At 46.9% G+C, this 22,865-nt stretch carries 20 protein-coding genes; 3 read left to right on the top strand and 17 right to left on the bottom strand.

Features of this window, described 5'->3' with window-relative positions; genetic code table 11:
• The coding region (locus tag EAO36_RS08775) for a transposase (RefSeq protein ID WP_235852401.1) at positions 1-206 on the top strand (206 nt) is incomplete at its 5' end.
• A 942-nt stretch (positions 207-1,148) separates the two neighbouring features.
• Here EAO36_RS08775 and EAO36_RS07120 read toward each other — a convergent pair.
• The 17 genes from EAO36_RS07120 to eno all read right to left on the bottom strand — a co-directional run bounded on the left by EAO36_RS07120 (position 1,149) and on the right by eno (position 18,669).
• Positions 1,149-1,724: an outer membrane beta-barrel protein gene (locus tag EAO36_RS07120; protein ID WP_162983103.1), complete on the bottom strand. Its 576-nt coding sequence runs from the start codon at positions 1,722-1,724 to the stop codon at positions 1,149-1,151.
• Positions 1,725-2,505: 781 nt separating this feature from the next.
• Complete coding sequence (gatC, locus tag EAO36_RS07110; RefSeq protein ID WP_120948629.1) at positions 2,506-2,787, bottom strand: Asp-tRNA(Asn)/Glu-tRNA(Gln) amidotransferase subunit GatC; 282 nt, start codon at positions 2,785-2,787, stop codon at positions 2,506-2,508.
• Between the two features lie 31 nt (positions 2,788-2,818).
• Complete coding sequence (locus EAO36_RS07105) at positions 2,819-4,087, bottom strand: nucleotide sugar dehydrogenase (protein WP_120948630.1); 1,269 nt, start codon at positions 4,085-4,087, stop codon at positions 2,819-2,821.
• Positions 4,080-5,201, bottom strand: coding sequence for a DegT/DnrJ/EryC1/StrS family aminotransferase (locus EAO36_RS07100; RefSeq protein ID WP_120948631.1), 1,122 nt, complete (start codon positions 5,199-5,201; stop codon positions 4,080-4,082). The genes EAO36_RS07105 and EAO36_RS07100 overlap by 8 nt, the downstream gene beginning before the upstream one ends.
• Positions 5,179-5,568 (bottom strand): acyltransferase, encoded by a 390-nt coding sequence (locus tag EAO36_RS07095; RefSeq protein WP_328588056.1) that lies wholly within the window; start codon positions 5,566-5,568, stop codon positions 5,179-5,181. Before EAO36_RS07095 ends, EAO36_RS07100 begins: the two co-directional genes overlap by 23 nt.
• The gene (locus tag EAO36_RS08995; protein ID WP_328588054.1) at positions 5,565-5,768 is read right to left on the bottom strand and encodes a hypothetical protein; all 204 of its coding nucleotides are present in this window, start codon (positions 5,766-5,768) and stop codon (positions 5,565-5,567) included. The genes EAO36_RS07095 and EAO36_RS08995 overlap by 4 nt, the downstream gene beginning before the upstream one ends.
• Entirely contained in the window at positions 5,761-6,708 is a 948-nt protein-coding gene (locus EAO36_RS07090) for a Gfo/Idh/MocA family protein (RefSeq protein WP_120948632.1), read from the bottom strand. Before EAO36_RS07090 ends, EAO36_RS08995 begins: the two co-directional genes overlap by 8 nt.
• A complete protein-coding gene (gene wecB / locus EAO36_RS07085; RefSeq protein ID WP_120948633.1) occupies positions 6,684-7,823 on the bottom strand; it encodes a non-hydrolyzing UDP-N-acetylglucosamine 2-epimerase in 1,140 nt (379 codons plus the stop codon). The genes EAO36_RS07090 and wecB overlap by 25 nt, the downstream gene beginning before the upstream one ends.
• Positions 7,801-10,416: a TonB-dependent receptor domain-containing protein gene (locus EAO36_RS07080; RefSeq protein ID WP_120948634.1), complete on the bottom strand. Its 2,616-nt coding sequence runs from the start codon at positions 10,414-10,416 to the stop codon at positions 7,801-7,803. Before EAO36_RS07080 ends, wecB begins: the two co-directional genes overlap by 23 nt.
• 152 nt (positions 10,417-10,568) lie before the next feature.
• Positions 10,569-10,787: a 2-hydroxymuconate tautomerase family protein gene (locus tag EAO36_RS07075; RefSeq protein ID WP_120948635.1), complete on the bottom strand. Its 219-nt coding sequence runs from the start codon at positions 10,785-10,787 to the stop codon at positions 10,569-10,571.
• A gap of 9 nt (positions 10,788-10,796) precedes the next feature.
• Positions 10,797-12,770 carry an ATP-dependent helicase gene (locus EAO36_RS07070; RefSeq protein WP_120948636.1) on the bottom strand — a complete coding sequence of 658 codons (1,974 nt, stop codon included), beginning with the start codon at positions 12,768-12,770 and terminating at the stop codon, positions 10,797-10,799.
• A 3-nt stretch (positions 12,771-12,773) separates the two neighbouring features.
• Positions 12,774-13,349, bottom strand: coding sequence for a YceI family protein (locus tag EAO36_RS07065; protein ID WP_120948637.1), 576 nt, complete (start codon positions 13,347-13,349; stop codon positions 12,774-12,776).
• Positions 13,350-13,398: 49 nt separating this feature from the next.
• Entirely contained in the window at positions 13,399-14,076 is a 678-nt protein-coding gene (locus tag EAO36_RS07060; RefSeq protein ID WP_120948638.1) for an SEL1-like repeat protein, read from the bottom strand.
• 10 nt (positions 14,077-14,086) lie between these two features.
• Positions 14,087-15,295 carry an acetate kinase gene (locus tag EAO36_RS07055; RefSeq protein WP_120948639.1) on the bottom strand — a complete coding sequence of 403 codons (1,209 nt, stop codon included), beginning with the start codon at positions 15,293-15,295 and terminating at the stop codon, positions 14,087-14,089.
• Positions 15,296-15,298: 3 nt separating this feature from the next.
• Positions 15,299-16,825 (bottom strand): phosphate acetyltransferase, encoded by a 1,527-nt coding sequence (gene pta, locus EAO36_RS07050; protein ID WP_120955903.1) that lies wholly within the window; start codon positions 16,823-16,825, stop codon positions 15,299-15,301.
• A gap of 79 nt (positions 16,826-16,904) precedes the next feature.
• Positions 16,905-17,408, bottom strand: coding sequence for a shikimate kinase (locus tag EAO36_RS07045; RefSeq protein WP_120948640.1), 504 nt, complete (start codon positions 17,406-17,408; stop codon positions 16,905-16,907).
• On the bottom strand, positions 17,395-18,669 hold the full coding sequence (eno, locus tag EAO36_RS07040) for a phosphopyruvate hydratase (protein ID WP_120948641.1): 1,275 nt from the start codon (positions 18,667-18,669) through the stop codon (positions 17,395-17,397). The genes EAO36_RS07045 and eno overlap by 14 nt, the downstream gene beginning before the upstream one ends.
• An 88-nt stretch (positions 18,670-18,757) precedes the next feature.
• Here eno and EAO36_RS07035 point away from each other — a divergent pair, with 88 nt between their 5' ends.
• Both EAO36_RS07035 and ffh read left to right on the top strand, forming a co-directional pair.
• Positions 18,758-21,355 (top strand): valine--tRNA ligase, encoded by a 2,598-nt coding sequence (locus EAO36_RS07035; protein WP_120948642.1) that lies wholly within the window; start codon positions 18,758-18,760, stop codon positions 21,353-21,355.
• 12 nt (positions 21,356-21,367) lie between these two features.
• Positions 21,368-22,726: a signal recognition particle protein gene (gene ffh, locus EAO36_RS07030; protein ID WP_120955902.1), complete on the top strand. Its 1,359-nt coding sequence runs from the start codon at positions 21,368-21,370 to the stop codon at positions 22,724-22,726.
• Positions 22,727-22,865: the final 139 nt, after the last annotated feature.

Raw genomic sequence — 22,865 nt, 5'->3', positions numbered from 1 at the left:
GCTCTAGCTGTGGGGCACTCAAAGAGGATTTAAGTCTAAAAGATAGGGTTTTTCATTACCCCTCTTGTGGTTTTTCTTTGGATAGAGATTTGAATGCAAGCATTAATATTCATAGAGGGCGGGCTCACTCTTGGAGTAGAGGTGCTTTAGACCCGCCAGTGGCCAAGCCTTGTTGGGACCTTCAATTCTCTAGCTTTGTTTGTTAAAAACTTATAGGTGATCACCTGTGTTGATCTCTATGATAGGTTGCGCAATCGGCCATAACAAGAATTTGATAATAAATTTGGTTATAACGAGCCCAGCACCAGCGGAAGCTGACCATCTAAATACAGCAGATACAGAATCATAAAATAATAAAAACATTATCGAAATTAAGATGAGTAGTATTTAAAAACAACGCCACGCCTCCGTGGAAAGCTTTGTTTTGCTGGAAAATGCTAACGCCTCGGTCAATCATTTAGAGATTGTCAAGCAACAATTAGCCACGCTAGAAAAGAAAATTGATTTGGGTTTGGGCCATGTTAAGCAAAATGCAAGATAAGAAGTGGCACAATAATCCTAGCGGGCCCGGTTGCCCGGGCTTGTTTGCTAATTTAGTGGCTGGCTTAGAACCACTAAAATCGCTAGGATTATTAATAATCGCATGCGGTGCTCCTTTCTGGGGAGCGACCCACAATCCCCGTTCCCTCAAAAGTCCAAGACTTGATACGCCAATAAGCCAAAGAAACACCACACGCTGTGCCACACTCTATTATACCCTAAAGTTCCCCCCATGCAACAAGATATCGTAATACTAGGCTTGGCCCTCAAAGAGTATATGCCCTACTTTTTTATTTGTCCATTGGACTAAGCACGGCCATAGTGGGGGGGGGGATTGGCCACATCGGGGTCGAAGTGGTGAGCGATTATGCGCTAAAGATTTTGGAGAAGAAGTTAGGGGATAAGAAGTGATGTGTCGTCCACTTCAAAGAAACCCCGCCAATGCGGGGGAACTCTAGCGTTTTTTGCCCTTATCATTTGAATTTCAAAACGAACTTGAGCCTAAAAAAGAGACTTTAAGGCAAAATGCACGCATGCATGCATGCTTGTACATGGCGAGCCCCTTTCTATAGAACCCTCCCGCAAAATATTTCTGAGTAGCTATCACTTTAGAAAATATAGTTAAGATTGACATACCACACATAGCGTCTGATATCTTTTATATCTGCTGTAAGTTTTTGGGGGATCATGGGAAACTTGATTCCGGCTTGGAAGGCCACATGTTCTTTAAAGCGGATTCGCCCACCTGCATTAAAAAGAAACTGGAAACCACTATGAGAAAAACTATTGTAACTCCAAGTATTACCCGCTAGTTGGATACCCCCCACTAGACCAATAGCAAAGGAATCTGCGGGGATGATATTAACAATCATATCTGCCGCCCCACCATAGGTATAAACATCCCATTTGCCCCCAGTGGGTTTCTTCCCAAACTTCTCCCAAATACGCCAATCATCAAAGAGAGCACTATTGTCCCAATCAAAGAAGCCATAAATCTGTCCGCCAAACCATTTATTGGCAAAGCCAACACCCCCCACTTGTGCGCTTAGACCGTAGAGCGAGAATCCGCTCGATAGGGCCTTCTTGTATTCGCCTCCCCCACCCTTACCTTGTTGGTAGCCAAGCCCTAGAAAAAAGCCATTTTTCTCGCCTGCTTGGACAACCTGAGTGGCACCCACCACCATTAATGCTGAGAGCACTAGACTCTTTGTTTTGATTCCAAAAACCATAAGACTCCTTGTTATCAATTAGGGTATTGCAAGAAAGCTAAAAGTGTTCCAATACCTTAAATTACCTAACCCTTTGTTTCAGATAGTAGCCAACAATCTATGCCTCCCTTAAAAAAGAACATCTTTATGGGGGCGACGTAGAAATGGGTTGGATGAGTTTTTTATGCCAGAAAAAGCTAAGAATAAACCTTTGCGCCAAGAGTAGCCCTTTTGGAATGCGCTTTTCGCCCTTTTTAACCGCCAGTTTGGCAACCATAACACCTTGCAAAATTACTTTGCAGGGGGTGCTTTTGACTTGCTCTTTAATTTCCTAGACAATACCACATGGACTTTTGGGGGTTTTGTCGGAGGAGCGGGCGGGGGGAGTGTTTGGAAGTTGCCTCATTACTCCTACGTTAATTTCCAATTTATGATTAATGTGGGTTTGCGCTTTACATATGCCTATACAAGAACTCTAAATGGGAGCTACAATGGAATAAACGCATCAAATGGCAGAAGATCATCAATGGGCTAGAGGTGGGTGTGCGTATCCCTACAATTAGAAGTTATAAAACTTACCAAGATCTTGTAGTGTTTGTGAATTATACATGGGGAACATGCTGGGGAACTTTGCGCAACTGCCACAAGCGATATTTGACTCTGATCTAGCCACTTTTTAAATCGATTTTGGCTTTACCAACCTAGAATAGCCCATTATTAAGAGATTTTTAGGATCAATACTAAAAGATTGCTCCACTCAAGTTTCAATGATCTTGGGTACGATAAAATAGCCTTCTTGAGCTTTAGGGGCGTGTTTTAAAATGCTTTGTGGGATGCTAGGATCGCAAAAAGGGACATCCTCTCTTAGAGGCGTGCTCTCTGTCTCTAAACTCTTAATACCCTCTAAATCTAGGGTACTCAGATTATCCATAAAGCCCAAGACCTCCTCTAGGTTTTGCTTGAGGGCTTGTTTGTCTTGGGGGAGTTCCAACATCGAAAGTTGGGCCAGTTTGTCTAGCAACACATCATCAATTTGCATGCCTGTCCTTTTTGCTCCATTCTAGCATGTTTTAGGGTGTGTAGATGTCTAAGTGAGATTTACGCTTTAAAAAAGCCTTGAGATCATAGATGAAACCTTGATTGAGCAACAGCCCTGATAAATCCAAATCTGCAAAACAGCGATGCGCAATGACCAAAATCACCGCATGGTAGGTGGGTTCTTGGGGCAAGGTTTGTAGGGCGGTGTTGTTAAAAAGTTCTTGCATCAGCACTAAATCCACAAGCGGATCGTAAATATCCACCACACAGCCCAAGCTCTCTAGGTCTTGTTTAAGCACAAGGCTTTGGGAATTGCGTAAATCATTGCAATTTTCTTTGAAACTCGCCCCCAAGATCAACACCCGGGCGTTTTGGATGGGCAGTTGGCGGGTGCGCAAGAGTTTGACTATTTTGTTGGCTAAAAATGTGGGCATGGCGTTGTTGATCTGGCGGCTGGCACAAATCAAGGCAGGATCATGTTGCACCCGCCTAGCTAAAAAACTCAGATAGTAAGGATCGATGCTGATACAATGCCCGCCCACCAAACCCGGAATAAAGGGCATAAAATTCCACTTGGTTTGGCAAGCCTCCAGCACTTCGTAGAGATTCACCCCCAAGCGATCTAAGAGCATCGCCATGTCGTTGATAAAGGCAATGTTTAAATCTCTTTGGGTGTTTTCTAAAATTTTAGCGCTCTCGGCTACTTCAATAGAGCTAACTAGGTGGGTTTGGCAAATCACGCGCTGGTAGAGCTGGTCAATATAGCGCGCACTCTCTAGCGTGCTCCCAGAGGTGATTTTGACAATCTCGCTTAAAGGGCGTGCATCGCCCACATTGATACGCTCGGGGGAATAACCCACAAAAAAATCGTGGTTATAGCGCAGGTGGCTAGCTTGCTCCAACAAAGGCACGCAAAATTCCCGTGTGCAGGTCGGATAGGTGGTGGATTCATAGATCACGATGCCTTGTTTTTGCAAAAAAGAGCCTGCTAGCAAAGAGGCATTTTTAAGCATGTTTAAATCGGGCTGGTTATGCGAATCGACAGGTGTGGGCACGGCGATAATGAAAACATCAACCCCGCTTAAATCTTGGGGATAAGCACTTACTTGTAAAAGGCGTGCCTTTAAAAAATCTTGCTGGCTAGCTTGTTGGTTGCGATCATGCTTGCTTTGTAGTTCCTCTATGCGTTGCCTAGAAATATCAAACCCAATGGTTTTAAAATGTTGCCCAAAGGCAAGAGCCAAGGGCAACCCCACAAAGCCCAAGCCTAAAATGCCTAAAGTGGGACTCTCTTTAAACATCCGCCACCACTTGGGCGACTTGTTTTAGCTCTAAGTGTGTCAGATAGGGATTTAAAGGCAGGCTTAAAATTTCTTGAGAAACTCTCAGAGCGTTAGGGAAGTGGCGATCAGCATAATCCAAATGCTTTAGGGGGGCTTGGTGGTGTAAAGGCTTGGGGTAGTGGATCGCACTGGGGATATGCTCTTGGGTCAGTTTAGCGATGAGTTTAGCGCGCTTGGGGTGCAAGATGGGGTATTGGGCATAAATATTAAAACGGGTAGAGTGATCAGAATCGATCCTATCTAGGGGGAGTTGTAAGCCCAGTGGTTCTAAGAGCTGATGGTAAATCTGGGCTTGGGCATGTAGGGCTTTTAGGTGGTTAGCATAGTACTTGAGCTTGACTCTTAAGATACAGGCTTGCATGGCATCTAAGCGGGCATTGAGCCCTAAATAACAATGGTTGTACTTGCCCTTTTGCCCATGGACGCGCAGGGCTTTGAGTTTGTCGTAAAGATCGCCATCATCACAAAAGATCGCCCCCCCGTCGCCATAACAGCCCAGTGGCTTAGTGGGGAAAAAACTGGTTGTGAAAATATCCGGTTTGCCCGACCCTTCATAGGGGGCTAAAAAACTTTGCGCCCCATCCTCAATTAAAAATAGGTTGTGGGCTTTAGCAATCTGGCCCAATGCGTGGCGATCGCTAGCTAGACCAAATAAACTCAAGGGCACGATGGCTTTTGTCCGGGGGGTGATCGCATGCTCAACTAACAAACTATCCATTTGGTAGGTGGCTGGATTAATATCTACTAAAACTGGCTTAGCTCCCAAGAGCAAGAGCATTTCAACAGCGGCAATAAAACCAAAGGCAGGCGTGATCACCTCATCACCCCTAGTGATCCCACAAGCCAAAAAGGCTAGAAGTAGGCTAGAGGTCCCGCTAGAGGTCCCTAAACAAAAGGCAAAACCTGCCCGTTTGGCTAGGTCTTGCTCCAAGTGTTGCACCTCTTGACCCAAGATGTATTGCGCACCCCTAGCCCCTTGTAATAACGCCTCCTCAATCTCTAGGGCATGCTCTTGGTGCAGGGTTTTTAAGTTGTAAAAATCCAAAGGTTTAAGACTCAAGCAGGCGCACAACCTGATCTTCTAAAATATAGACACTCCCATCAAAACTATCTTGTGCGCGGTTATTGACAAAGTTTAAGGGCTTTAAGGCCTTATCCACAAAGCGCACAAAACGCGCCGGGTTTCCCTTGACCATGCCAAAATCCGGGACACTTTTAGTCACCACGCTCCCAGCGGCCACAAAGGCATAAGCCCCAATGCTCACCCCACAAATGATCGTGGCATTAGCCCCAATGCTACACCCGGTTTTTAATAAGGTGGGCACAAAAGCTGATGAGGGGGTTTTAATAAAACTCCTAGGTCTTAGCACATTGGTAAAAACCACGCTAGGACCAATAAAAACTTGATCTTGGCACTCTACCCCCTCGTGCAGACTCACATTGTTTGAATCTTGCTCCCCGCCCCTATGGACACTCTAGGACCAACCACGCAATTTTGCCCGATACTCACATGCGCCCCAATGTGTGTGTACTCGAGCAAATGGCAAAAATGCCAAATCCTAACCCCTTCTTGAATACAGATCGAATCGTCTAGGTAGCTAGAGGGGTGGATAAAGGCACTGGGGTGAATCTCATTCACAACATAGAGCCTTGTGGCATAAGGGGTGGCAATCCTCATCGGGTTTGGAAGGGCTTAAATGGCGAATCGCAGAGGCTAGCACAACGGCTGGGCGGACCACATCCACGCCATACCCCTCATCATTGAGGATTTGTTGGTAACATTTGGTGTGTAGGTTATCAAACTCACTACTAAAATCCACGTCCTTACCCTCCAACACCAGCGATCGATAAGCCCCGGTTTGTTGCAAGCCAAACCGACTCGGGTTAATGGATAAAAACCAAGAAACCTTGGCATGCTCTAAGCTCAAAAGCCCGCCGATACAATCAGGCTCATGGATGTACACCGCATTATCCACCACGTCTCCAAAAATATCCAAGAGGACATCAAAAAAATGAATCCCAATGTTGGTGGCTAGCCCCCCGCTTTTATCCTCATCGCCCTTCCAAGAATTAAAATACCACTTCCCACGCAAGACCAAGTAAGTTAAAGAGATGTGGTAAATCTTGCTGGGGTCTTCTTGCAAGCTGGCTTGGATACTATTTTTAAGATTGATGATATTGGGGTGCGTGCGCAATTGCAAGATGTTAAAAACACGGCGGTTATATTTTTTCTCTAAAGCCTTGATCTCGTCCAATTCATTGGGGTCTAACACTAGGGGCTTTTCGCAAATGGCATGAATTCCATGTGAGAGGGCAAATTCAATGTGCTCAAAATGCAAATAATTAGGCGTGCAGATCGCCATAAAATCCAAAAATTTATCTTGAGCTTTGCAATCTTGTAAATACTGGTGTAAGTCAGCTAGACTGGTGAAAAATTCACAATCCAAATAATATTGATCTAAAACGCCCACGCTGTCATGTTCATCTACTGCACAATCGAGCACATGCCCGGTCTCATAAATGGCTTTGATATGTCTGGGGGCGACAAACCCCCCTACCCCGATGATCCCAAATAACATGCATGCTCCTTGATGGCTTGTAAAATATGCAAGGCACTTGCACCCTTGCCGAAATGATTCATGTTAGCAAAACTAGCTTGACCTTTGGTTAAAAGCTCTTGAGCCTTGCTGGTAATCAAGTCTGCATGCGCGCCCACCAAGATTGCCCCCCCCATCTCTAATAATTCAGGATACTCGCTATTTTCACGCATCACCAAGACCGGAGTCTCTAAAAAACAGGCTTCCTTTTGCAACCCGCCACTATCGGTGAGCACCAAGCGCGCATGGGTGAGCATGTAGAGGGTTTCTAGGTAGGATAGTGGGGGCAAAAGAGAGACATTCTTAAAAGATAAGCCATATTGTGTGAGTGCACGCTGGGTTCTAGGGTGTAGGGCTAAAAAAAGGGGCATATTTTGAGCCAAACACTCCAAAGCATTTAAGATACTTTGTAAGTTATCTTTGTTGTCAATGTTACCCGCCCGGTGCAAGGTGGCAAAAATAAAAGGCTTTTTTGTAGGTTCAAAGGGGGCTTTTGGGGGGTAAGCTTTGGGGGCAAAATAGCCCACATTATCTAACATCACATCCCCACTATGATAAATTTTTTGCCCCGGGCGTTGCTCTTGTTTTAAGCATGCATAAGCACTGGGTGTGGGGCAAAATAAAAGCGTGCTGAGTTGATCGGTTAAAATGCGGTTGCGCTCTTCGGGCATGCTTAAATCCCCACTCCTCAAGCCCGCCTCAATGTGAATCAAGGGGATTTTGAGGCTATGCGCGCACAACGCCCCAGCCAGCGTGGAGTTGGTGTCCCCATAGACCACAATATAATCGGGGCGTTGGATTTGGCAAAACTCTTTGAGTTTGGCAAACATAAAAGCAATGTGTTTTAAGGGAGTGAGATTAGGAGAAGCTTGTGGGAGGGTGTGCAAAGGTGGGGGCAAATCTAACTCTTTAAAAAAAGCATCGCTCATGTCTGCCCTAGAGTGTTGGTTGGTGTGGATCAAAAATTCTTGTAAGGTGGTGTTGGAATCTAAATAAGGATCGCTTAGAATTGCTCGGTGTAAGGGCTTGCTCTTGATAAATTGGGGGCGTGCCCCCACAATGCTGTAAAGAATCTTAGAATTGGTAGGAAATCTCAAAGCGGGCGTTAAAACCGGGTTCTGGGAGTGCCATGCGGATGTGCCCGGCTGTGGCGATCATGTCATCATGGGGCGCGTCCGCACTAGCTTGCCAAACAGAGGTCTGATTGACATACTGCTTGTTGAAGATATTGTTAAAGACTGCGCTCAAGAGCAAACCTTTCATGCGTCCATGGGGAGGCGACCAATTGACAAAGATACTACTCACCCCATAGCCGGGTTTGTGGATTTTCATCGTGCCATAACCCGGATAGTAAATGCTATAGCCATTGTAATACATGTTGGTAACAAAGCGGCTAAGCCATGTCAGGGTGAGTCCGGCTCTTTGGAAGGTGTAGTCAGCCTTTAGAATAACCACATTCCCATAGGTGGCCGCTAGCGCATAGGTATCGGCTAGCAAGTCGTAACTGCCCCGTTTCCCATAGGGGTTAGCCACGGTCGGCCATGAGCGTGCAAAAGAGAAAGTCCCCACAAAGCCCTTATAGCGGACATTCCCGCTGAGCTCATACCCAAAAATCGTGATGGTTTGGGGCAGATTACCCGTCAAGTTTTTAGCCGTGGCATTCCCGCCTCCATTTTTGGAAGTGTCCTGCCCGTAGGAATTGACGAAGTTATTGATCACTTGGTAGAATGCCGCCCCACGCACATTAAAATAAGGGCTGTTATAGTCAATGTTAAATTCTGCATTCTGCCCGATGGTAGGCTTCAAATTCTTTTGGTAAATCACGCTTGGATCGCGCATCAACACCCCATCCCCGGGCAATGCGCCTTTGGTTACATAAGCATAGCTCACCTTCAAGCCCAAAGAATCAATGGGGTTATATAAAATGGTCGCACTGGGGCTAAAACCAGAGGTCAAGTGGTTTTGCCCGTTTTTGTCTTTTAAAAGATAAATATCATAGCGCGTGCCCGCCCCCACAATGAGGTTTTTTAAGAAGTTATAGTTGGCTTGCATATAACCCCCGATGATATTGCCTATGGCATAGGAATTTTGGGGCAAACCACGATAGACCGCATTGGGTGAGCTCATGTTTTGCTGGTATTCCGTGCCCGGATCAACATAATAATGGCGGTAAGGCAAGCCCGGACCGGTGGGGTCATTAGGATTGACATTGCCCTTATAAAGCCCATTGCTCCCCCTAGGCAACCCCGAAAACACGCTCAAGTTTTGGTAAATCGCACCATATTCAAAGACATTCCCATAATCTGCACTAATGGGATGCTGGACCTTAACATTCACCCCAGAGTTGATCAAATAAATATTGCGCTCCAAAGTCCCCTCAGCATCGGCATTGCCCAAAGTCCAGTCATTGGCACTAGTGGATGAGGGAGCCATGTCGTATTCGGGGTATTTGGGCACCCATTGAGTCCCCACATTCGTGATGTCATACCCTCCCGTTGCTAAGGGTGTGATCGTTCCTTTTGTGCATTGGCTTTGATTAGCTTGGCACCAATCTTGCACATTGGCGATATAATCCTGATTGGTGGGTTCTTGGGAGCTGGGTAAAAAGGGATTATTGACAGGGTTATAATGCCCGTTACGCACGCTCAAAAAGGCGGTGGAGGTGATTTTGGGCTGATTGAAGGTGTCCCCACCATCGTGGTTAAATTTGAAAGAAAGGTTATTATTGGAGTTAATGGTGTGGGCTAGCTCTTTACCAAAACTGATCACAAAGGGGGCGGGTTGGGTGCCCGGGTCATTAGCCTTGCTGAGTGCACTTGTGGTGTTGGGGCGCAACAAACGAGTCGAATTGTAACGAGTCATGTTGTAGCTAATGGTCAAGCTGTCCTTATCGTTGAAGTAGGCGTTAAACTTAAGCAGGACATTATTTTGTTCGCTAGGACTGCCGATCACCTTATCGCTAGCAAAAGGATCTTCTAGATTGTAGGTGGGATTAAAGAGATTTTTCATCAAGTTATTCCCATCGCGGTAATAAAAGATATTTTGGTGGGTATAGTAGCCCAAGATGTCCCACTTTTCAGCGCGGTAAGCCGCAATAGTGTTAAAGCGCATCCCAAAGTTGGTGTAAAAACTGGCTGAGGCACTGCCCCCGTAGTTTTGCCCTTTGCGTAAAAAGTCATTAGCCCCGATAGTCTCCATCGCCATTTTTCCTGCAATCGCGCCTGGTCCTGCAGAGGCACTAGCCGCCCCCTTGATCACCTCAATTTCTTTGAGCATGCCCGGATCGATGACCGTATTAGCATCATGGTGGAAGATATTCCCATTTTGGGCGGCCCCATCAATAGTTACCCGGAGCAGGCGGCTTTCCATGCCCCGCACATAGATTTTTTGCGCCATCAGACCGCCCCCAGCGACATTGATATCTGCCCGGGTCCTAAAAAGGTCATTGACTTGGTTGCTTTGGCGTTGTTGCAATTCTTTGCGCTCAATATACATTTTGTTGTTATACTCAAAGGTGCGCTCACCCAGAGTGGTGACCTTGCCTAAAGTGTGCGATTCTTCAGCCAAGAGTGCATCTGCTCCCACTACACTTAAAATACAAAAAGCGTGTGAAAAAAGACAAGGATTTATATTGGTTTTTGGTCGATTTTTTATAGAAAAAACACCAAAAAGTTTATTGGAAAATTTCATTTATTAATCCTATGCAATTTGGTAATACTATGTGCATTCTATAGCATAGAACCTTATAATTTATTGAAAAAATGAAGAAAATAATACGGAGTGTCCATCTAAAAAACACCCCTTAAGATTTTTAGACAAAAAGTGTGGGCAACTTCAATACCCTAGCCCTGATCGGGCTTGCAACGCACTTGTGTGATGCTCTGCCCCCCTAAACCATAATTATCCGTGCTGATCTCCTCAATGATCACCACCGTGGAAGCAATGCGATCACGCTTTAAAACTTTGGCGACTACTTGGGTAACCTCTGCAATCAAGGCTTGTTTTTGCTCTTTGGTGGGTTGCCCCTCTTCTTGGGTGATTTTGATATTGATGAATGGCACAATGTTCCTTTAGTTGATTAAACCTGCTTCTTTTAAAAACCTAGAAGGCTCATAGTCTCTGCCCCTGAGCTTGTCTGTCTTGGCATAGCACAAATAGAGGTGATCCTTAGCCCGCGTGGTGGCGACATAGAATAAACGCCGCTCCTCCTCCAAGCTCCCCCCCTGTTTGGCTAATTTGGTGTTGGGGAAACGCCCCTCCATCAAATCGATCACATACACTTCTTCAAACTCTAGCCCCTTGCTGGCATGGACACTGAGCAAATGCACTCCACTCCCCTCCATAGCCTCCCTAGAGCCTAAAACCATGGCTTGTAAAAAGTCCTTCAAACTTGGGTAGGGTTGGGCTAATTTGACCAAGAGGTCTAATTTGCGTGTGATCTTTTCCTTGGCTAGATCAAAACGCCGCTCATCCAAACTCCCATCTTTGTTTTTAGAACGCTCCCTAGCCAAACCCTCTAAAATGTCTTGGAACCATGCTGTGGCAATGATATAGCCCAAACTCTGCGCACTAGAAGTGTTTTTGTGTCCTTTGGCTAGGGCAAACATGCCCCCTAAGAAGCGCGCGCTTGGGGGCGTGAGTTTGGGGTGGGCTAAGAGGGGGTGTTGTTGGAAGTCCGCCCCCAAGTTTTCAAAGCGCATGGTATTTTCTTGGGCGATCACCTCCCCAAATAAGCCCATTTTAGCACTAGTGGGGTAGGGGTTTTTGCCTTGTGGGTTTAACAAGCCTTGACGACTATCCCCTCGACCTAGTGTCTGCAAGGCTTGGTAAATCTCGTGGGCTAGGGCACTGCCCACACCCGGGGCATAGCTTAAAATATGCATGGTGGCGACCATATCTTTGCTATGGCTTAAAAAAGCGCACACATCTAAAACTAAACGCACCTCTTTACTCTCAAAAAAACTCAAACTCCCCTTGCGTCTTGAGGGGATACCCAGCTCGCGTAAAGAAGCCTCGCACCCATCGGCACTCGAATTATTGCGGAACAAGATGGCGACTTCTTCATAATGCCCCCTTTGGGCGATATTGCGCGCAATGCTTTTGTATTGCACAAACAACTCTTCAAATCCAAAGACTTGGGGTATGGAGGGGTTGGTTGGTTTCATCACCTCCAAACTCTTGGGGTAAATGCGTGGGTTGTGGGCAATAACTCTATTGGCTAAATTCAAAATGGCTTGAGAGGAACGGTAATTTTTAGTGAGGGTGAAGATACGCGCTTTGGGGTATTTGTGGGTGAAGTTGCCAATGATGGAGATGTCTGCCCCATTGAAGGCGTAAATGCTCTGATCGTAATCCCCCACACAAAAAAGACTGGGGGCATTCAAGGCATCTAGGATCGAATCTTGCAAAGGATTGGTGTCTTGGTATTCATCGCATAAGATTTCGGCAAAGTGCTGGGTGGGGGCGATGTCTTGGCGGTAAAACAAGAGCAAATCATTATAGTCCATGTAGTTGTGGGCGCGCTTGAGGGCGCAAAATTGTTCTAAGATGTCTTCATAATACGGGCTAAAATCCTCTTGATCGGGGTTGCGCTCAATTAGCCATGCACTAAAATCCAAAGCACTTTGCGCGTTGGTGTAGAGAGAATAGAGATTGTAAAGGTGTTGGGGCGCATAAAAGCCCTCTTGCTTAGATAGGCTATGATTTTCTGCAATGCTCTTGAGCAAGATATGCAATTCTTTAGGCTGTTTGAGGGTCAAATCAGGGTATTTTTGCTTCAAAAAACGCAGGGCTAGGGCATGGAAAGTGCCTGCTTGGATATTTTGGGCATGCGCACTATAAAGAGCTAAACGCTCCTTCATCTCAATACTGGCTTTATTGGTGAAAGTTAAAAGTAAAATCTCTTGGGGATGCACCCCTTGTGCTAAGAGGTGTAAAATCCGCCCCACAATGGTGGAGGTCTTGCCCGTGCCCGCTGAGGCGATGATGAGGTTATGCCCCAAGGGGGCTTGTGTGGCTTGCTGTTGCTCTAAATTGAGTTGCACGGGCTATTTTTGGGCGGCCTCGACTTCAATATTCAAGGTAACCACATCGCCAATCTTGGCTTTGCCCACTTGGGGGGCAAATTTAAAATCCGATCGCTTGATCTGACCGCTCAAAGAAAATCCGATTTTTTCCTTGCCATCTTGTTGGACAACCCCCCCGATCTCGGCTTTTAACTTGACTTTCCTGCTCACCCCGGCAATGCTGAGCGTGCCCTCAACCTGGCCATTTTGGGCATTGATTTTTTGGTATTTCTCCATCACAAAGTGGATTTCAGGGTATTTCTCCACTTTAAAAAAGTCATCGGTGCGCAAGTGGGCATCGCGGTTTTGGTTATCAGTATCCACAGAGGCGACCTTAATGATGGCTTCTAGCTTGTTAAAAGTGTGTTTAGATGGATCAAAGTCAATCACCGCACTATAATCCTTAAAATCCCCCATAACACGGCTAATCTGGAGGTGCTTGACCTTAAATCCCACATGGGTATGGGCTTTGTCAATTTGATAGGGTTTGGCTAGTAAGGGATTAAAAAGCACCCATGACAACAACGAAAGACCGATTATTTTTTTGCTTTTTTGCATCTTTTCCTCTCTTTTTACAAAAATGGGCGTGGATTATAGCATATTTGCGCTAAGGGTGCATTTGTTTCAAACGCTCTTGGGCCGCCCCTTGTGTGTAGAGTTTGGCTTGGATCACCTTTTGGTAAATGGTGCGGGCTTTTTGGAGATTTTTAGGCGTGCCCATTCCCCTTTCATAGTAATAACCCAAGTGATACAGGGCGGTTGAGAGGGTGATGCGTTGCCATGAGTTTTCGGGGAAATTGGCTATGTTTTTGAGATCCAAAGAGGCTTTTTTGGGTTGCTTGTTGAGATCGCGCACGACTTCTTGGAGCATGTGGAAACCTTGAGCTTGGCTTGCTGGATCGGTGGCATCAGCATCCATCATCGCCAAATGCATGCGCGCATTCAACGCCCCCTCACTGACCCCGCGCCCGCCTTGATCATGGTCAAGCTGGATGGCTTTTTCAAAATAAAAACGGGCCTTTAGATTGTCCTTTTTAATACCCTCCCCATTGAGATAGGCCTCACCCACAATCTCGCTACCCCGCACGCTCCCCAAATCGCTGGCTTGTTTGTAAAAGCGCAGGGCATCTTCCGGGGAATATTCCCCGTAGGTATCACCTTCTTCAAGCAAGGCACGCACTTTGGCATTGTTTTCATCGACAAACTCCGCCCCTAGAGGCAGACTCAAGAGCAACAGCACAGCGCAAGCTTGCGCACAACATTTTAAAGCACGTAGTCTATCCATGTAAAACTCCTCAATGGGATCTTTGGCGCATTTGTAGAATCACCTGTGCGCTCTGTTGGGCAATCGCTAATTCTTCATTGGTGGGTACGCGCAAGATAGACACTCCATGTTTGGTGTTTAAAGAAGCAATACCGGATTTTGGGGTGGCATTGGCTTTTGTGTCCAAATGGATACCAAAATTTTCTAAGCCCGCACACACCGCCTCTCTTAGGCGCGCGCAATTTTCCCCCACACCCCCGGTAAAGAGCAAGGCATCCACGCGCCCCAAAGCAAAGGCATAAGCCCCCACATATTTTTTGATGCGGTAGGCATAGATGTCAAAGGCCAGTTGGGCTTTTGGATCGCCTTTTTCAATCATCGCCTCAATGCCCCGCATGTCGTTGTTCCCACACACCCCCTTAAGCCCACTTTGTTTGTTAAGCATGTTGGTGGCTTGTTTGATGTCGCTATGGGTCAGCTCCATGATGTATTCGATTAAGGCTGGGTCCATGTCCCCCGAGCGCGTCCCCATCACCAAGCCCTCTAGGGGGGTTAAGCCCATCGAGGTATCCACACTCTTGCCACCTTTGATCGCGCATGCGCTCGCGCCATTGCCCAAATGCAGAGAAATTGCATTGAATTGATCGTAAGGGATATTTAAAAATTTGGCGGCTTCTTGTGCGATAAAGTGGTGGGAGGTCCCATGGAAACCATAGCGGCGTAATTTATGTTGTTCATAGAGGTGGTAGGGCAAGGCATAGACATAGGCATGGGCAGGCATGCTTTGGTGGAAAGCAGTATCAAAGACCGCCACTTGGGGGAGATTGGGCACTTGCTTTTTTAAAGCCTTGATCCCGGCTAGATTGACTGGGTTATGCAAGGGAGCTAAAGGGCAGAGTTTTTCAATGTGCTCCATAACCCGATCATCAATCAAAGTGGGGTGGATAAATAAATCCCCCCCTTGCACCACGCGGTGCCCCACGCCATCCACATGCTCGATATTGCGTAAAATCTGTAGCTCTTTGAGGACTTCTTGGACCTGTAACAAGCCTTCTTCGTGGTCTTTAATGTGGAGGCGATCTTGGATACACGCATGCCCGCCCGGGGCGTTGATTTTAATGCGCCCATATTCCTCGCCAATTTGTTCGACCAAGCCTTTGGCCAAAACAATGCCTTTATCCATGTTGAAAAGCTGGAACTTAATGGAGGAACTGCCTAGATTTAAAACCAGTATGCGCATGGGCTATCCTTGTGCCTGAATAGCGGTCATGATAATGGTATTGATCACATCTCCGACCAAACAACCCCGGCTCAAATCATTCACGGGTTTTTTGAGCCCCTGCAATACAGGACCAATGGCTAAAGTCTTGGCCGTCCGTTGCACTGCCTTATAGGCGATATTGCCCGCATCCAAATCGGGGAAAATAAAGACATTGGCCCGCCCGGCTACGGCACTTCCGGGCATTTTCTTGTTCCCTGTTTTGGGATCGATAGCCGCATCAAATTGCAAAGGACCATCAATGAGTAGAGTTGAATCCAAAGAACGGGCAATCTCCACCGCCTTAGCAACCTTATCCACATCGGGACCCTTGCCGGAGGTCCCGCTAGAATAAGAGAGCATGGCAATTCTGGGCTCAAAACCAAAACTCTTGGCAGTCGTGGCAGAGGTTAGGGCAATTTGGGCAAGTTCTTCGCTAGTGGGGTTGGGGTTGATCGCACAATCTCCAAAGACATAAACTTTTGTATCTAGGCACATAAAAAACACGCTAGAGACGATCTTGACCCCGGGGAGGAGTTTAATGGTTTGTAGTGCTGGGCGCACGGTTTCAGCCGTGGTGTGGGTCGCTCCGGAGACCATGCCATCAGCATGTCCGCCATAAACAAGCATGGTCCCAAAGTAAGTCGGGGTTTTGATGAGCTCTTGGGCTTGCTCTAAGCTTAGGCCCTTAGCTTGGCGTAGGCTATAGAGAGTTTGGGCTAACTGCTGTGTGAGGGGGGAGGTGTGGGGGTCTAGGATGGGGGTATCTTTTAAATCTAACCCAAGCTTTTGGGCATCTTGATAGACCTTGTCGGGTTGCCCTAATAAAATGACCTTAGCCACTCCAAGTTGTAAAATCGCATGCGCAGCTCTTAAAATGCGCTCATCTTGGCTTTCGGGTAAAACAATGGTTTTCACATCTTTTTTAGCGCGTGCCAACAAGCCATGTTGGAAACACACCGGGCTCACACATGTAGAGTTGGCTTGTTCTAAACTCTCAAAAGCATCTTTGGTGGGTTGGGCGTTGAGATTAGCTAAGATCAGATCGGGAAGTTCTAAGGCTAGACCTGATGTGAGCAAACTCAAAGGATTTAACAAGCCTACATTTTTGAAACTGGCATGGGCAAGCTGGACCTCAGCGGCTAGGTTAGGACTAGGCAACAATGCATTCACCACAACCAAATTAAGGTGTTGGGCGATGGTGTCTAGTAAGCGCGAATCAAAACTTTGCAAGGGCTCAAAACAAGAGGCCACCACCACGACATAATCATGGTAAGTAGCCAAATTTTGGTAAATTTCTAAAATGTCGGTGAAAACCCCCTCATCTTGTTTGGCCAGCCTCTCTAACACCTCTGGAATGCCCAAGCCACAGACTGCCTGAAAATTCTCACAATCTCCTACCGGTGCAAACAAGGCGACACTCTTGCCATGTGTTTTGAAGAGGTCTTGTAAATAACGGATGGCTTTTTCCTCTAAACTCTTGGGTGTGTGCAACAAAATCCCATGACCCATGCTGATCCTTTTTGTTTTTGTTTATAAAATTGATTATAGCCAATATGGTAAATGTTTTACGCCTTGTGGGCTTTAGCCTTTAGATTTTGTAGATATTTGACACAAGCTCTAAGAGTTGGTTTAAGACTTGTGAGGGGCATTGGTTGGCGTTGAGAGTGTGGGTCGCCATGCGTGCATAGAAGGGATGGCGTTGGGTGTAGAGAGTGTGGAGCTGTGTTGTATTTTCAAATAGAGGGCGGGGGTTGCTATCTTGCTGGAGGCGCGCTAGGATCACCTCAAAATCAGCGTGCAAATAAATGATCTCCCCCAAACCTTCTAAAGGATGGAAAATGGGCATGCCCCCCCCCGTGGCGACCACAAGGCAAGTTTGCTGGCTAATTTGCTGGATAAGCCGCCCCTCTAATCCCCTAAAATAATCCTGCCCATGCTTCAAAAAAATCGCCCCAATGTCCAAACCTACCTCTTGACTAATGGCAACATCGGTGTCTAAAAATCCCCAATTTAATTTTTCAGCCAACAAAGCCCCTAGCGTGCTCTTCCCACTCCCCATAAAGCCCACAAGCCAAATCTTAGTCCCGTTCAAATAGCTTTGCCCCCAAATACTGCCCGTGAGTTGCCTTTTCGATCTCAATCAGGCGGTTGTATTTAGCGGTGCGTTCGCCCCGTGTGGGGGCTCCGGTTTTAATCTGTCCGGTGTTCATCGCCACGCTAAAATCAGCGATAAAGGTATCCTCACTCTCCCCACTTCTATGACTCATCACGCAAGCATAACCCGATTTTTGGGCTAGACGCATGGTCTCTAGGGTTTGGGATAGGGTCCCAATTTGGTTGGGCTTGATTAAAATCGCATTGGCTAGGTGTTGTTTAATGCCTTGTTGTAAAAGTTTGGGGTTAGTTACAAAGAGATCATCGCCCACTAATTGCACCTTGTGCCCAAGTTTTTGCGTGAGTTCCGCCCACCCACTATAATCCTCCTCAGCTAGTCCATCTTCGATCGATACAATGGGGTATTTTTGGAGCAAATTAGCATAATAGTCAATTAGCCCACCCGATTCTAAAACCTTGCCCTCACTTTTTAGCTCATAACGCCCCTCTTGGCTGTAAAGCTCACTGCTAGCCACATCTAGGGCTAGGGCAATTTGTTCCCCGGGTAAATAGCCGGCCTTTTCAATGGCTTTTAAAATCCACTCCAAAGGCTCAGTATTGTTTTTAAAATCGGGGGCAAACCCGCCCTCATCGCCCACGCCCACGCTAAAATGCGACTCAGCCAACATCTTTTTTAAATGCTGATAGACCTCCACGCTAGCCCGCAATGCCTCCCTAAAACTCTCAAATTTTAAGGGCATGATCATGTATTCTTGGAAGTCTAGGCGGTTATTGGCATGCGCACCCCCATTGATGATATTGAGCATGGGCGTGGGCAAGATGCGTGCGTTGATCCCACCTAAGTAGTTGTATAAGGGCATGTGTAGCGATCGCGAACATGCCCGCGCTACTGCCAAAGACACGCCCAAAGTGGCATTCGCCCCCAAATGTGAGAGATTAGCCGTATTGTCCAAGCCTAGCAAGATCGCATCGATCTTAGCTTGGTTAAAGGGGTCTTGCCCCACTAGGGCTTCTTGGATCGCATGATTCACATGCGCGCATGCCTGCAACACCCCTTTACCTAAAAAACGCCCCAAATCTTGATCGCGTAATTCCAACGCCTCGTTTTTGCCTGTGCTCGCCCCACTGGGCACAATGGCTAGCCCCATGCTGTGATCGCTGAGCACCACCAACGCCTTTAGTGTGGGCTGTCCTCGGCTATCCAGCACCTCATACGCACTCACTTCTGTAATTTCCATACAAATCCTTTCAAAACCCCCATTTTAGCAAAGATTAGAAAATCCAAAGAGAGCTTAAGATAAAATAAGCAGAAACTAAGGACACGCAATGGACTTCCCCCCCTTTGATTTGGCTTGGCAACAAATTTACTACCAAATCTGGAAAAGTAGGGGCTATTTTGGAGTGAGCCCAGATCGACCCAAGAAATTTGCGATCATGATGCCCCCGCCCAATGTAACCGGCAGGTTGCACATCGGGCACGCGCTCACCATGAGCTTGCAAGATATTTTGGCGCGCTTTAAACGCATGGATGGCTATAGCGTGCTTTACCAGCCCGGTTTGGATCACGCCGGGATTGCCACCCAAAATGTGGTGGAAAAACAGCTTTTAGCCCAAGGGATGACAAAAGAGCAGATCGGGCGAGAAGGCTTTATTGAAAAGGTTTGGGAGTGGAAAGAGCAATGCGCGCATGCCATTGTGGATCAATTGCAAAGCTTGGGGATTTCATGCGCATGGGATCGCCTGCGTTTCACAATGGATCGCGGACTAGAAAGAGCGGTCAAACTCGCCTTTAAAACTTGGTTTGATCGGGGCTTGATTGTGCAAGATACCTATATGATTAATTGGTGTTGCAAAGATGGCGCGCTAGCTGATATTGAGGTGGAATACGAACAAGAATTAGGCAAGCTTTATCATCTGCGTTATCCCCTAGAGCAAGGGGGTTTTGTGGTGGTGGCGACCACACGCCCAGAGACTCTTTTTGGAGATGTGGCTTTAATGGTGAATCCCAAAGATGGGCGTTATGAGCACCTCATCGGGCAAAGGGCAATTTTACCCCTAAAGGGGCATGCCATCCCCATTATTGCCGATGACTATGTGGATCCAAGTTTTGGGAGTGGGTGTGTCAAGGTGACCCCGGCTCACGATCCCAATGACTACGAGGTGGGGCAAAGACACCAGCTAAAACCCTTAGTGGTTTTTGATGAAAAGGGCATCTTTAACGAGGAGGCTGGGGAATTTGCCCACTTGGATCGCCTACAGGCACGCCCCTTAGTTGTGGAGTCTTTGCAAAAACAAGGCTTTGTGGAAAAAATTGAGGAGTACACCCACCAAGTGGGCAAGTGCTACCGGTGCAATAGTGCCATTGAGCCCTATATCTCCAAACAGTGGTTTTTAAAAAAAGAAGTGGCGCAAGGCTCCATTGAAAAAGTCAAACAGGGCCTTAGCACCTTTTATCCTGCCCATTGGCGCAATAATTACAATGCGTGGATGGAAAATTTGCGCGATTGGTGCATTAGCCGGCAACTTTGGTGGGGGCATCGCATTCCCGTTTTCACTTGCGCTCAAGGACACCAATTTGCCAGCGTGGAAAACCCCATCACTTGCCCCACTTGTGGCAACGCAGAATTTAGTCAAGATCACGATGTGCTAGACACTTGGTTTAGCTCCGCGCTTTGGGCGTTTAGCACTTTGGGCTGGGGGCAAGAGAGCGCACCCGAGTTTAGAGAGCAGGATTTACAAGATTTTTACCCTAATAGTGTATTGGTGACCGGCTTTGATATTTTGTTTTTTTGGGTGGCACGCATGCTGTTGGCTGGGGAGAGTCTATTGGGCAAATTGCCCTTCAAACATATCTATTTACACGCCCTTGTGCGCGATGAACATGGCAACAAAATGAGCAAATCTAAGGGCAATGTGATCGACCCTTTGGAGATCATTGAGCGCGAGGGGAGCGATAGCTTACGCTTTGCTTTGGCGATGTTGTGTGTGCAGGGGCGGGATTTACGCCTAAGCAAGGATACCATCACCCAAGCACGCCATTTTACCCACAAACTCTATAACGCCAGCTTGTTTTTGGCTAAAAATTTGGGCGAGGTAGGGGGGGATTTAGCCCACACCCCCAGCACGCCCACCACCATGCTAGGGCGTTATGCACAATCACGCCTGAATGCCACCACTAAAGAGGTGCGCACAGCCTTAGAACAATACCGCTTTAATGATGTGGCGACCTTGCTTTACCGCTTTTTGTGGGGCGAGTTTTGCGATTGGTTTGTGGAGTTTTCTAAGGGTTATAAGCAAAGTGGCGATGCACCCCTAGTTTTTGGCGAACTGGTTAGCATTCTCAAGCAGGGCTTGCAACTCTTACACCCCCTCATGCCCTATAGCACCGAATACCTCTACCAAACCCTAAGCGGCACAAGCTTAGAGCAAAGCCCCTCAATTATGCTGAGTGCCTATCCCAAGGACACCCAACAAGATTTGGAGCTAGAGGCATGTTTTGATGCCATTAAAGAGGCGATCATAGTCCTAAGGCGGATCAAAATCTTACTCAATACGCCCATCACCCAAGCCTTTGTGCAAAGTAAAATCCCCCTAGATTCACAAGCCCTGCACTTGATTGCCAAACTCTCTAAGATCGCTTCTGTCCAAATGGTGAGTCAAAAGCCCGCCCAGAGCTTAAGCGATGTGGGTGAATTGGTGAGTGTGCATGTGGATTTGAGCGGGATTGATGTGAGTGCACTCATCAAGCGTTTACAAGCCCAGCTGGACAAGCTAGCCAAAGAAAAAGCCAAGCTCAACCTAGATAATCCGCACTTTTTAGCCAAAGCCCCTAAAGAGTTACTAGAGAGTCTGCAGGCGCGTTTGGCTACAATCACCCACAAAGAAGAAGAAATCCAAAGAGAACTAGACTTGCTACAAGCTTAATAAAGGAAAAATATGTTTGAAACTCTCACCCAATCTTTTAAAAATGCACTAGGCAAAATCCGCTTCCAAGACGATCAAAAAGCCTTAGAAAAAGCTTTAGAGGAACTCAAAAAAGCCCTACTGAGAAACGATGTGCACCACAAGGTTGCTAAGGAATTGGTCAAAAACATTGAGGTCAAGACCAAAACTAAGGGCATTGGCAAACAACAATTTTTAGATTCTTTGCAAGAGAGTTTATTAGAGATTTTGAGTGTACCAGGAGGGGCTAGTGGCTTTGTCTTTGCTCCAAAACCCCCGACCATTGTTTTGATGTGTGGCTTGCAAGGGGGGGGTAAAACCACCACTTGCGCCAAATTGGCTAACTACCTCAAAACCCGCCATAAAAAAGTCTTGTTGGTAGCTTGCGATCTAGAACGCCTCGCAGCCATCGAGCAATTACAGGTTTTGGGCGCGCAGATTGAAACCGAAGTTTTTTGGCAAGAAGGCTCAGTGGTGGAGATTGCTAAGGGGGCATTAAAACGCGCCCTAGAGGGGCAATTTGATGTGATGATCGTAGATAGCGCGGGGCGTTTAGCTATTGATAAGCCCTTGATGGCAGAGCTTAAAGCCCTCAAAGAGGTGCTCAACCCCTTAGAAACCTTTTATGTCGCCGATGCGCTCAGCGGACAAGATGGCGTGCGCAGCGCACAGACCTTCCATGAGGAAATCGGGCTTAGCGGTGTGATCTTAAGCAAGTTTGATAGCGATTCTAAGGGGGGGGTGGCATTAGGCATTGCCTACCAGTTGCAAATCCCCTTGCGTTTTATTGGGCATGGCGAGAAAATCCCCGATTTAGATGTGTTCATTCCCGATCGCATCGCAAACCGTCTCATGGGGGCGGGAGATATTGTGAGTTTGGCAGAGAAAACCGCCAGCGTGATTGATGCCAAAGATGCTAAGGAACTTTCTAAAAAACTCAAAAAAGGGCAATTTGGCTTTAACGACTTTTTGGAACAAATTGAGAAAATCAAAAAATTAGGCTCGATTAGCACGCTGGTGTCCATGATCCCCGGGCTTAGCAATGTGGCAGGCGCGCTCAAAAATACCGATTTAGAAAACTCCGCTGAGATCAAGAAAATTAAGGCTATGGTCGCCTCCATGACAGCTAAAGAGCGCGATAACCCCAGTATTTTAAATGGGAGTCGTAAAAAGCGCATCGCTTTGGGGGCAGGGTTAGAGGTGGCTGAGATCAACCGCATTTTAAAACGCTTCGATCAGGCCAGCCAGCTAGCCAAGAAAATGAGCTCAAAGGGTGGGGTGGCTAACTTACTCCAAATGCTCCAACAACAAGGGGGGGGGGGGTGGTTAAGAGATAAAAAATCTAACAAATAGGGGCGTATTTGTGGTTTGTTCTATGCCCTCCGCATCATATTTAAGCCCCTCCTAAGCTTTAAAATCCTATAATTGCGTTTTGCCAAAGTTAAAGCGGTTTAAAAATCCGAAGGTTTAAAGACCGAAGCGGTTTTAAAAA

Source organism: Helicobacter mehlei, assembly GCF_003660265.1.
GTDB classification, from domain to species: Bacteria; Campylobacterota; Campylobacteria; order Campylobacterales; family Helicobacteraceae; genus Helicobacter; species Helicobacter mehlei.
This window is presented reverse-complemented; position numbering and strand designations above follow the sequence as displayed.

Excerpts from the sequence above, each read along its gene's own strand:
- EAO36_RS07055 (WP_120948639.1), bottom strand. The coding sequence starts at position 15,295 with ATGCGCATACTGGTTTTAAATCTAGGCAGTTCCTCCATTAAGTTCCAG.
- ffh (WP_120955902.1), top strand. The coding sequence starts at position 21,368 with ATGTTTGAAACTCTCACCCAATCTTTTAAAAATGCACTAGGCAAAATC.
- EAO36_RS07120 (WP_162983103.1), bottom strand. The coding sequence starts at position 1,724 with ATGGTGGTGGGTGCCACTCAGGTTGTCCAAGCAGGCGAGAAAAATGGC.
- pta (WP_120955903.1), bottom strand. The coding sequence starts at position 16,825 with ATGGGTCATGGGATTTTGTTGCACACACCCAAGAGTTTAGAGGAAAAA.
- EAO36_RS07090 (WP_120948632.1), bottom strand. The coding sequence starts at position 6,708 with ATGTTATTTGGGATCATCGGGGTAGGGGGGTTTGTCGCCCCCAGACAT.
- EAO36_RS07060 (WP_120948638.1), bottom strand. The coding sequence starts at position 14,076 with ATGGATAGACTACGTGCTTTAAAATGTTGTGCGCAAGCTTGCGCTGTG.
- gatC (WP_120948629.1), bottom strand. The coding sequence starts at position 2,787 with ATGCAAATTGATGATGTGTTGCTAGACAAACTGGCCCAACTTTCGATG.
- EAO36_RS07080 (WP_120948634.1), bottom strand. The coding sequence starts at position 10,416 with ATGAAATTTTCCAATAAACTTTTTGGTGTTTTTTCTATAAAAAATCGA.
- EAO36_RS07035 (WP_120948642.1), top strand. The coding sequence starts at position 18,758 with ATGGACTTCCCCCCCTTTGATTTGGCTTGGCAACAAATTTACTACCAA.
- EAO36_RS07065 (WP_120948637.1), bottom strand. The coding sequence starts at position 13,349 with ATGCAAAAAAGCAAAAAAATAATCGGTCTTTCGTTGTTGTCATGGGTG.
- EAO36_RS07105 (WP_120948630.1), bottom strand. The coding sequence starts at position 4,087 with ATGTTTAAAGAGAGTCCCACTTTAGGCATTTTAGGCTTGGGCTTTGTG.
- eno (WP_120948641.1), bottom strand. The coding sequence starts at position 18,669 with ATGGAAATTACAGAAGTGAGTGCGTATGAGGTGCTGGATAGCCGAGGA.